The sequence below is a fragment of the Microcoleus sp. D3_18a_C4 genome, assembly GCF_036702415.1.
In the GTDB taxonomy this organism is placed as follows: Bacteria; Cyanobacteriota; Cyanobacteriia; order Cyanobacteriales; family Microcoleaceae; genus Microcoleus.
The window spans coordinates 1-10,332 of sequence record NZ_JAUBTI010000161.1; the positions used below are offsets into that span (position 1 = coordinate 1).

Here is a 10,332-nt window from a genome sequence, read left to right on the forward strand (position 1 = left end):
CGTCCAAAAAGGACGGGCGGGACGCCCATCCCACAATAACAATTAAAATTGTAAGTTATTTAATTCGCGATCCTAAACTCCTTAAATCCCAAGAAAGCGAATCCGTTGCAGAACTTCCTTTTTTCGCAACAACAAAACAGAAAAAACCCGGTTTGTCCAAAAAACCGGGTTTCTGAATACCCTCAAATTTTTAGGTTTAATAGAGTTTTGATTCTTCTTAACTCAAAACTCTCACGACTCACAACTTAAAACTGTTGAGATTTTGCTGTGGTTTTTGCCCGATCGAGCTTTAAGATCAACACCCCCAAAGGTGGCAAACACAAGTCGATCGAATAAGCACTGTTGTGGAACCACCACTCCTCAGTCCACTTGCCCCCCAAATTCCCCATATTGCTACCGCCGTATTCCCGCGCATCGCTGTTAAACAACTCCGTATAGAAACCTGGTTCCGGTACTCCTACGCGATAGTGAGAGTGGGGCTGCGGCGTAAAATTGCACACCGTCACCACAAACTCGTCGCCATCCTTCTCTCGGCGCACAAATGCCACGACACTGTGTCGATTGTCGCTGCAATCAATCCACTCAAACCCATCCTCAGCAAAATCTTGACTGTAAAGTGCCGTTTCGCTGCGGTACAAATTGTTCAAATCTTTAAAAAACAGCTTCAACTTTTGGTGCGGCTCGAATTGCAGCAACTGCCACTGCAAATCCCCCCAAACGTTCCACTCGTGCCACTGGCCGAACTCCATCCCCATAAAGATCGTTTTCTTGCCGGGATGAGCAAACATAAAAGTAAACAAACACCGCACGTTTGCAAACTTTTGCCATTCGTCCCCTGGCATTTTCCCGATGATGTGGGCTTTGCCGTGCACTACTTCATCGTGGGACAAAGCCAGCATGAAATTCTCGCTGTGGTTGTACCACATACTGAAAGTTATGTTGTTCTGGTGGAACTGGCGGAACCACGGGTCCATGTGGTAATAGTCGAGCATATCGTGCATCCAACCCATGTTCCACTTCAGGTTGAAACCCAAACCGCCTACATAGGTCGGCCAAGATACCATCGGCCAAGAGGTAGATTCTTCGGCGATCGACAGCGCCCCTGGGAAATAGCTAAAAATGACGTGATTCGCCTGACGCAGAAAATCTGCAGCCTCGATATTTTCCCGGCCCCCGTACTGGTTGGTCAGCCATTCTCCCGGTTCGCGGCAGTAATCCAAATAAAGCATCGAAGCCACCGCATCTACGCGAATCCCGTCGATGTGGTACTTGTCAAACCAGAACAGAGCGTTTGATACTAGGAAATTCCGCACTTCGTTGCGGCCGTAGTTAAATACTAGGGTTCCCCACTCTTTGTGCTCGCCCTTGCGGGGGTCGGCGTGTTCGTACAAGTGAGTTCCGTCAAAGAAAGCCAAACCGTGGCCGTCTTTGGGGAAATGTCCCGGTACCCAGTCCACCAGTACGCCAATGCCGTTGGCGTGGCACTGGTCAACAAAATACATGAAATCTTCAGGTGTGCCGTAGCGGGAGGTTGGGGCGAAATAACCGGTGACTTGATAGCCCCAAGAACCGTCGAAAGGATGTTCGGCGATGGGCAGCATTTCGATGTGGGTGAATCCCAAATCTTTGACGTAGGGTATCAGCCGATCGGCTAATTCCCGGTAAGTCAGAAAGCGCGCCCCAGGATTCAGTTCCGAAACCTGCACCGGAGGTTGTATTTCCCCATTTGGTAGCACGGCGGGTTCGTCAGTAGCGGCGTGCAGCCAAGAACCGATGTGGCATTCGTAAACCGAAACCGGCTGCGTCAGTGGGTCTGTGTGCCGCCGCTTTTCGATCCAAGCGCTGTCGTTCCAAGTGTAGGTGCTTAAGTCGGTGACAATTGATGCTGTTTTCGGCCGCACTTCTTGCTGGAAACCATAAGGATCGGACTTTTCGTAGGGATGTCCGTCTTGGTTTTTCACTTCGTATTTGTAGGAAGTTCCCACGGATAGTCCCGGAATAAATAATTCCCAGATGCCGTTTTGCGATTTCCGCATTTGATGTTTGCGGCCGTCCCAATAGTTGAAATCTCCTAAAACAGAGACATTGCGAGCATTCGGGGCCCAAACGGCAAAATATACTCCTGTGATGCCGTCTACTTCGGTGAGGTGCGCCCCGAGTTTTTCATAAATCCGGTGGTGATTGCCTTCTGAGAATAGGTGCTGGTCGAATTCTGTGAGTTTGGGCGATCGAAAGGCGTAGGGATCGTATATGAAGCGCTCGTGTTCCCCTTCTTTGACCCGCAATTGATAGTTTGCTAGTTCTGGGGTGTCGATCGTACATTCAAAAAAGTGAGGGTGATGATCTGATTTCATCGGGTATTCGGCCCTGGCCTCCGGCAAAACTACGGATACCGCATCCGCATTCGGCAGATAAGCTCGGACGACCCAGACTTTTTTGCCATTTTCTTCGATCGCGTGAGGGCCTAGCACTTCAAATGGATCTTGGTGCTGATTCCAAACAATGCGGTCAATCTGTTCAAAGGGGACGGTCGCGGGCATAAAACTACTTACCTCAATCTTTTAACTAAATGGCTTTCAAAACCTAGAGCGGCGCTGCACTTTACATTTCGATACATTTTTGATTGCTGATCCTACCACTGATTAGCACGATCTTGACTGCTGCAGATCCAGCCCGCGTCCTTGCACACACAGCAGGCTGTTGCCTTGCCGACGGCCGAGCTGGGGTTTTACTGCTAACATCTAAGTATAGAAATAGTGAACGAACCTGACGGTCAACTGAGTACAGTTAGACCGCAGGCTTCTTTTTCCTTTTTTTCAAAGGCTTTTTTGAGTGACGGAGTTCCCCCGCCACTTTCGTAACTTAGACCAATTCTCTTTATAAGCTTAGCTGAGTTTTTATCTCGATCCAAAGATTCTCCGCATTGACAAGAATGCCAGCGCTCCGACAATTCTTTCGGTACTTTGTTGAGGCAATTCCAGTAATGTTGAGAAGTTCCTCTTGGAGAGACAAACAAAATGCTTTTACCCAATTTCCAGGCGACATATTTTAGGACGCTGGCGAATTGCCCATGAGCAGCATCAAGCATGGATTTATTCAAGCCACTTTTAGCTGACTGACCGTTCGGCAAATAAACCAAATTACCATTTTCAACATCAGTCTTGGGCTTGGCACGTCTAGTTAAATTTTTGACACTCAAGTCTTCAACAACTAAAACCTCACATTTACCGAATAGCTCATGTGCAGTTTTAAACTGAAAATCTAATCTAGCTCTAGCTACAAACTGATGGAGTTTGGAAATCTTGTCCTTGATAATCTTCCCAGGCTTAGAACCCTTGACTCTATTAGCTAAGTTCGCTTGAAGTTTTGCCAATTTCTGGGCAGACTTCCTCAAAAACCTAGGATTCTCAACTCTCTCGCCATTGGAAAGATAGACGTAATTAGTGATTCCCAGATCGATGCCAACAGTATTTTCGACCGTCGGTTGAATTTCTGCAACCGTTACGGGAACTGTTTTATCTTCTAGCGTCAGGGAGATATACCACCCATCAGCTTCTCTGATAACTGTTCCCGTCTTAACTGTGAACCTTGTTGGTATTGGACGGTGGAAAACCATAGGTACTTGACCTATTTTTGCGAGGTCAATACAAATCCTATTTTGCTCGTCCTTGACAATATCAAGATTGTCTAGTTGAGGATAAGTGAAAGATTTGTAGTAATGAAGCCCTTTGAATCTGGGCTTGCCTCTACGATTGCCATTTTTATCGGGCGTCGTGAAATTTGAAAAGGAAGTTTCCACTCTGTTGACGACATCTTGCAAAACCTGAGAGTCCAACACTTTATAATCAGGAAATAGCTTTTTTGTGTTTTTCAGGTCAGCCAGTTGTATGGTTTGCCACTGTACATATCCGCCTTCAATGTTCGATAAAACGTCACCTTTCCTGGTCAAAGGATTGCCTGACTCATCCTTTTTTCTACCATCCCTAGTTTGCACTCTCGTCAAAGGAATATTTTGATAAATTTCCTCAATCGGGACTATCGAAACAATCAAGGGGCAGGCGTTGATAGGTGTTCTCGTGGCTGACCACCACCTAAATCTATCGCCAAGTCGGTAGTTGTACTGCCGACGACAGAGCTCTAGGTGAGCCACCATCGTTGTTAGTTGGGCTTTTGTGGGTTTGAGGCGGTATTTGTAAGTGAGTTGCATTTTTTAACTTTCTTTTTTCGACCTTTGCATAGTATAGTTTGTGTATGTCCAAAATGCCACACCAAAGATTACCCTTTCAACACTTAGGAAGTACATCGAAAATCAAGATACTTCCGAAGATTAATTCATAGTGGCTAAGTCTAATTGTCGGTTTCCGTCCCTCCACCCGACGCTTCTTTCCATCACGCGGGCGTAATTTATTCGGGGTACTTCGCGCAGCGCTCAGATGTGTCCCCTCTAAATATACCGAGGGACTTCCCGGCTGGTAGTTAAAACAAATTGAAAAATTTATATTTTTTCCCAAATATCCTTGACTTATTTTTTTATATGTGATAAGGGATATTTTTAAACTCTTGTCGATTTGCCACTCCCGGAGGGTCAACCCTGTAAGTGTTGGGGAGCAGTTAATAGTTTACCTGGAATTTTCAGGCAGGGAGCATCGCCCGATCGGTAGACTTTCACATCTCGGAGGCGGGGTTTGCCCACAAAGTCGGTGAATTTGGGCAATACGCTCAAACAGCGAAGGATGCTTAACTCGGTATTTAGGAATCAAAGCTAAAGGACTCAGTATGGCGACAGCAGCAAGCAATATCTGCCATGCTCAAGGCATCGCCTACCAAACTAGCACCATGCTACCAGCGACGGTGCAATAGGTTTAAAGCAGCACTCAGGCGCAACGGGAGCGAGTTTTGCCGAGGCAGGGTTAATACCGCAGTGGCACGGCGCCAATTGAATCACTAAACTGGCTCAAAACAGACGGGTCGATTTGCTTGCCCGCAGCGGCGCGAAACTCGCAGTAAACACATCGAGTAGCAATGTCCATGCTTTCATCGAGCCTGTATTCGATCATCGAAGCCTAAGCTTACTTTCCTCTCGTCTGCGGGCAACAGCGGCCGGGAAGGAAAACGAGACTCGATCGTGCAAAATTTTCGTCGAGTCTGCGCTCGCCTCCGGTTGACCAAGAATTTCAAAGGTGGTACCCGCCACGTGATTTATCCGTGGAATCAATCCAAAATCGAAAATCGAAAATTCTCAAGCCCCCGCATTTATCCGTGGGGTCGCCTCTAAAATCTAAAATCTAAAATCTAAAATCTAAAATCGATTGACCTTCGAGTTGAGGCAGCAGCACTGGCACTGTCCTCAAACCTCCCGTCACAGACTTGAGTTTCAAAACCTGCATACCGGGAGTCAAATTTTATACTTGAAAGCTAATGCCCTTGTAACCCAGCGCTAAGCGGACTTGGTGGCAGTAAGGGGATGTACGGAACAGTAGTAAAAGCATCAGACTACAACTAACACCCAACTTGAGACCTAGACCTCTGAGATGAAAAAATGCGAGGAGCGAACGATTTTTCACCTGGAGGCTAGGCTCGTTGGGCAAACACTCTCGGATCGCCCTAGTTAGGGAGACTTTTTAGGAGAAGGGGCAGGGGTAGTAGTTGCACCACCAGCCCCAGGAGTGGCTTTTGGAGATGCAGAAGAAGCAGGGGGAGTAGTAGTAGTGCCAGTGCCACCAGGGCCGCCCGGAGAGGGGCTAGGGGAGCTGGGGCTGGTGGTATCTCCTCCGCAGGCGCCGAGGGCTACTGCCAAGCCCACGACCAAAGTCAAACGAATTAATCCCTTGTTCATAAAAACTCCTTAAGATTGAAAACCCATCGCAAGGAAGGGAAGAGTGTACTTGAGAAACAATGCTGGCACGAATAGATCAACGATTCGCTCGTTGATTACAATACTGCATTTATTAATAAATTTCACATAGATTATCGCTAACCAGCAAAGATTTCTTTTTTTTGGCAAATCCTGAAGTCAAAGAGACCAGTGGTAGGATGGGTTGGTTGGCTTGTGAGGTATCCTTGGTAAGGATAACCGATCGAACGCAGATTGCCACAACTGGCGATCTGGGAGACAAAAAACTCTTAAGCTCAATCAAGCTGAAGCTACCCCACTTTACTTATTGGTGAACTCTATGACCGCTGCTATCAGATCCCCCGATTCTCCCCGCTCCCGATCGACCCGCAAGCCCGCTGCTGGCCCAGCCAAAAGCAAAGTTACTTCTATTGCCAAAGCTAGGCGGGCGAAGACAGGGCCGGTATTGCCCAACTACTCGCCAGCAAACGACGAACAGGCGATGGCTCGATCGTCCGCATCGGTGCTCAAAGTCCTGCCCAATCGCCAGCAGCAGCCAGTGTGGTTGCGATCGCTCCTGCAGGCACAGCGCGCCTCCTCAGTGGTAGCAGTTATGCTTTTGGGCGGTGCTCTGAGTCTCTACGGCTTGACTGTTTACGGCGAGCAGCGCTGGAGTCAGGATTATCAAAAACTGGAAACTCTGCGCCTCCAAGAACAGCAGTTGAGTGCTGCTAGCGAAGTCTTGAAACACCAACTTGCTAAAGAAGCCCAAAATCCCGAAACCGGTTTGGCTCCACAGAATCCTGGGAACACGATTTTCTTGCAGCCGGCCCCTGAAACCCGATCGCCCGTTGCGGCACCAAATTCTGAGCCCGCTCTCAAGAAGGGAGGCGGTGTGGAAACACCGCTGGGCTATTAAGCCTGTGTCAAAGCCGAGAGCGCCCTCCGGGCCTTCCTTCTCCGAGGGCCTGAGAATTTGAGGATCTAATTTCCTTTTTGACTTTTTTGCAAGTCGCGATCGATTTTCTGCTTGCAACCGGAAGTTACAAGTTAAAAATAATTAACACCACTTCAAAAAACAGAATGCAACTGTAGGTCTGATCCAAACCCTGATAGCGATCGCTCATTCCCAAGTCTTGAATTTTCTCTTCTAAATTCTAAATTCTAAATTCTAAATTCTAAAACGCTCTAACTTGCTATTGAATTTTTAATGCCATGAGCTACGACCCCCGTTTTGACCGCTACAGATCGCCGAATTTCAAACGCCCAAAACAGGCGGGCGATTCCCTACGGGATAGCTTCGCCGCGCGTACTGGGTGGGAAAAACCAGCCAAACCTAGATATTCCGGCAGTTTCGGCCGATCGCCACAACAGACGGCTGCATCTTGGGGGCGACCGGTGGAGCGTTTAAAGCGCAGCAAGTTCCGTTTGTGGGCCGTGTGGGCGGTGTTGATGCTGGGGGGGCTGGGGCTGGCTGTGAATTTGTTTTATTTGCAGGTGACGCGAGCTCCGGCGCTGCGTAAACAGGCTCTTCAGCAGCAAACTCTCAAAACGAAGCCGTTTGTACCGAGACGCCCGATAATTGACCGCGCAGGGAATGTTTTGGCGATCGACAGACAGGTGTACACGCTCTACGCTCACCCGAAGTTGTTTAACCACTCGAAGGCGGAAATAGCGGCTTTATTGGCTCCGATGCTGGCGATCGAACTGACTCCGGGCACTACGTCGGAAACTGAACTGATACGCAGGTTTAATCTTGCTGAAAGCGGCATTACAATTGCGGAGTCTCTACCTCAAGAGGTTGCCGATCGCGTCGCTGGGATGCAAATTAAAGAGAGTCTGGTGGATGGCTTGGAGTTGCTGCGGCAGCAGCAGCGTTTTTACCCGCAGCAGGAGTTGGCGGCTGATATCCTCGGTTATGTGGACGGGGAACGGAAGGGACAAGCCGGGGTGGAATACAGCCAGCAGAATTTGTTGGAACGATCGATGCCGTCGATTCAGTTTAGCAGGTCGAGCAATGGGAATTGGGTGCCCGATCGGCTGACGGCGGGATTTGTGCAGCTTGATGACTTGAAATTGCAATTGACGATCGACAGTCGCTTGCAGCGGGCGGCCCGAAGTGTCCTCAAGGAAAAAATGAAGCAACACGATGCGAAGCGGGGCACAGTGATTGTAATGGATGCCAGTAACGGGGAATTGCTGTCAGTGGTAGCGGAACCTTCTTATGACCCGAATCAATATTTTAATTTCGATTTGTCGCGCTATAAAAATTGGGCTGTAACTGATGTTTATGAGCCTGGTTCGACTTTTAAAGCGATTAATGTGGCGATCGCTCTGGAAGCGGGTGCGGTGAAACCTAATACTGTGTTTAACGATGAAGGTCGGATTTACATGAATCCCTGGACTATCCAAAATTCCGATTACCAAAGAGCAGGAGCGCGCGGCCCTTCGACTGTTACTGAGATTTTGAAACATTCTAGTAATGTGGGGATGGTGCACATGATGAGAACCATGAAACCTTCTCTTTACTATCAAGCTTTAGAAAAACTCGGACTCGGACAAACGGCGGGAACTGATTTGCCTTTTGAAGTAAGCAGTCAACTTAAAAATCGAGAGCAATTTATTAACTCTCCTGTGGAAGTTGCTACTACTGCTTTTGGTCAGGGTTTTTCGATTACTCCGATGCAGTTGGTGCAGCTTAACGGCGCTTTGGCTAATGGTGGCAAGTTGGTGACTCCTCACGTTGTGCGGGGACTTTTTGATAGGGATGGTGAAGCTTATTGGAAGCTTCCGAGGCCGGTTCCAAAGCAGGTTTTTTCGCCGGAAACTACTAAGCAGGTGTTAGAAATGATGGAAACTGTGGTTGATGGTGGTACGGGGAAAGCTGCACAAATTCCTGGGTATCGGATTGCTGGAAAAACGGGCACGGCTCAAAAAGCTAATGCTGGTGGGGGTTATTCTGACAAGGCGATTATTACTAGCTTTGTGGGGATCATGCCTGTGGAGGCTCCTCGGTATGTGGTTTTGGCGGTGATTGATGAGCCGAAGGAGGGTTCTTCGGGGGGGACGGTGGCGGCGCCGATTGTGGAGTCGGTGATGGAGGCGCTGATTTCTATTGAGAAAATTGCGCCGAGTAAGAAGTAGTTGATTATATCTGAGATGTTGCACCGTCAGCAACAGGCTTTCTGGCCTGTTCCACAGGGAGCATCTCAGTTTTGCATTTACAGTGCGAGCGTCCCCGCTCGCGTATTGTACAATACGCGAGCGGGGACGCTCGCACTACAATAAAAAAAATGCTTTTTACAAAACTGAGATGCTCCCGTTCCACAAGAAAATTCACTCTTTGTGGAACAGGCCGAAAAGCCTGTTCTTGAGAATGGTGCAAGATGTGAGTTATATCGGAGATGTTGCGTCAGGAATTGACATCGAATATAAGCATCGACAACAAGGCTATTGAGGGCACGGCAATGCCGTTTCCCTACCCCAAAATAATTCATCGGGCGATCGGATGTAACGATCGCCGGATTTGTAGGGAAACGGCACTGCCGTGTCCTGATTTCGGGTAATATCGTTTTCCCTGACGCACCCTACATCAGTGACTCAGTAACAATATCTTTTGTTGTCGTTGGGTTTTAATTGTCTTTGGGAGGTGCGTTTATGTCCTAGGAGAGTGGAGATGATGATGCAGCGTTGGCTGTTTCTTAAGTTGGGATGATATAGTGTTAGGGTTCCTTTGGCTCTTATACTCGTTAGGGTGCAGTCGTGGTCGCTTCGAGATACGGGGCAACCTCTGTGGTTGAACATGACGCGCCGGATTGTGCCCTTTGTTTTTTGCTCGTTGTTTTCATTTACTTGGAGCACTGTTGTTTCATTTGTATCTATTTGAATTTGCGGTTCTAGGTTTTTCCATTGACTGGCTGCTACTTGGCCGGGGGGAATGTCGGCTGGATGGACTGCTACTTGTACGTTTTCTCCTACTTGTTTGAAGCTGGCTTGCCATGAAATTTTGGATCGTTTGGCGTTGCTGCGGGCAAGTTCCATTGCCCAATAAGCTCGATCGAGCGATACCTTTAAACGGTGGTTGTTGATAAACATTAGCCAAGAGGGGGCGACGATCGCACTAAATATTCCTATGATTAAAATAATTATCAATAGCTCAATCATGGTAAAACCTGGGGCAGGTGTAGTGGCTCTGCCTTTTAGCATTTTATTTATTGACACGTAGATGCACTCCCTGATATTTAGCTGGGCCAAAAAACAGCTAGGAGGAGCTATTTTTTATTGGGTATATTTTAACTTTGGGTTTGGCGAGTGTGTAGATCGGTATTTACTGAAAATTTATGCGACTTTAAAAAAAACTGCGGGTAAGAAAACGGCAGTCAGGAAACGGTAGTGCCGTTTCCCTACAGCAATTTTGTCGATCGGATCGCGAATTAAATAACTTACAATTTTAATTGTTATTGTGGGATGGGCGTCCCGCCCGGCCTTTTTGGACGGGC

Annotated in this window: 7 protein-coding genes; 3 read left to right on the forward strand and 4 right to left on the reverse strand. The window is 47.9% G+C overall.

Going from position 1 to position 10,332, the window contains the following annotated elements; all coding sequences use genetic code 11:
* Positions 1 to 245: 245 nt before the first annotated feature.
* The 3 genes from glgB to QUB16_RS31875 all read right to left on the reverse strand — a co-directional run bounded on the left by glgB (position 246) and on the right by QUB16_RS31875 (position 5,836).
* A complete protein-coding gene (gene glgB, locus QUB16_RS31865; RefSeq protein WP_333322288.1) occupies positions 246 to 2,540 on the reverse strand; it encodes a 1,4-alpha-glucan branching enzyme in 2,295 nt (764 codons plus the stop codon).
* Positions 2,541 to 2,773: 233 nt separating this feature from the next.
* A complete protein-coding gene (locus QUB16_RS31870) occupies positions 2,774 to 4,207 on the reverse strand; it encodes a transposase (RefSeq protein WP_333322289.1) in 1,434 nt (477 codons plus the stop codon).
* Positions 4,208 to 5,608: 1,401 nt separating this feature from the next.
* A complete protein-coding gene (locus tag QUB16_RS31875) occupies positions 5,609 to 5,836 on the reverse strand; it encodes a serine protease (RefSeq protein WP_333322291.1) in 228 nt (75 codons plus the stop codon).
* A 337-nt stretch (positions 5,837 to 6,173) separates the two neighbouring features.
* Between QUB16_RS31875 and QUB16_RS31880 the strand changes: the two genes are divergently transcribed.
* From QUB16_RS31880 to QUB16_RS31890, 3 genes are all read left to right on the forward strand, one after another.
* Positions 6,174 to 6,752: a hypothetical protein gene (locus QUB16_RS31880; RefSeq protein ID WP_333322293.1), complete on the forward strand. Its 579-nt coding sequence runs from the start codon at positions 6,174 to 6,176 to the stop codon at positions 6,750 to 6,752.
* 296 nt (positions 6,753 to 7,048) lie between these two features.
* Complete coding sequence (locus tag QUB16_RS31885; protein WP_333322295.1) at positions 7,049 to 8,977, forward strand: penicillin-binding protein 2; 1,929 nt, start codon at positions 7,049 to 7,051, stop codon at positions 8,975 to 8,977.
* 260 nt (positions 8,978 to 9,237) lie between these two features.
* The gene (locus tag QUB16_RS31890) at positions 9,238 to 9,399 is read left to right on the forward strand and encodes a hypothetical protein (protein ID WP_333322296.1); all 162 of its coding nucleotides are present in this window, start codon (positions 9,238 to 9,240) and stop codon (positions 9,397 to 9,399) included.
* Between the two features lie 34 nt (positions 9,400 to 9,433).
* On the opposite strand, the gene QUB16_RS31895 is transcribed toward QUB16_RS31890, so the two are convergent.
* Positions 9,434 to 9,997, reverse strand: coding sequence for a transcriptional regulator (locus QUB16_RS31895; protein WP_333322298.1), 564 nt, complete (start codon positions 9,995 to 9,997; stop codon positions 9,434 to 9,436).
* Positions 9,998 to 10,332 lie beyond the last annotated feature (335 nt).

Bases quoted from the DNA above. Each gene is read 5' to 3' on its own strand.
- QUB16_RS31885 (WP_333322295.1), top strand. From the start codon at position 7,049: ATGAGCTACGACCCCCGTTTTGACCGCTACAGATCGCCGAATTTCAAA.
- glgB (WP_333322288.1), bottom strand. From the start codon at position 2,540: ATGCCCGCGACCGTCCCCTTTGAACAGATTGACCGCATTGTTTGGAAT.
- QUB16_RS31880 (WP_333322293.1), top strand. From the start codon at position 6,174: ATGACCGCTGCTATCAGATCCCCCGATTCTCCCCGCTCCCGATCGACC.
- QUB16_RS31875 (WP_333322291.1), bottom strand. From the start codon at position 5,836: ATGAACAAGGGATTAATTCGTTTGACTTTGGTCGTGGGCTTGGCAGTA.
- QUB16_RS31895 (WP_333322298.1), bottom strand. From the start codon at position 9,997: ATGATTGAGCTATTGATAATTATTTTAATCATAGGAATATTTAGTGCG.
- QUB16_RS31870 (WP_333322289.1), bottom strand. From the start codon at position 4,207: ATGCAACTCACTTACAAATACCGCCTCAAACCCACAAAAGCCCAACTA.
- QUB16_RS31890 (WP_333322296.1), top strand. From the start codon at position 9,238: ATGTTGCGTCAGGAATTGACATCGAATATAAGCATCGACAACAAGGCT.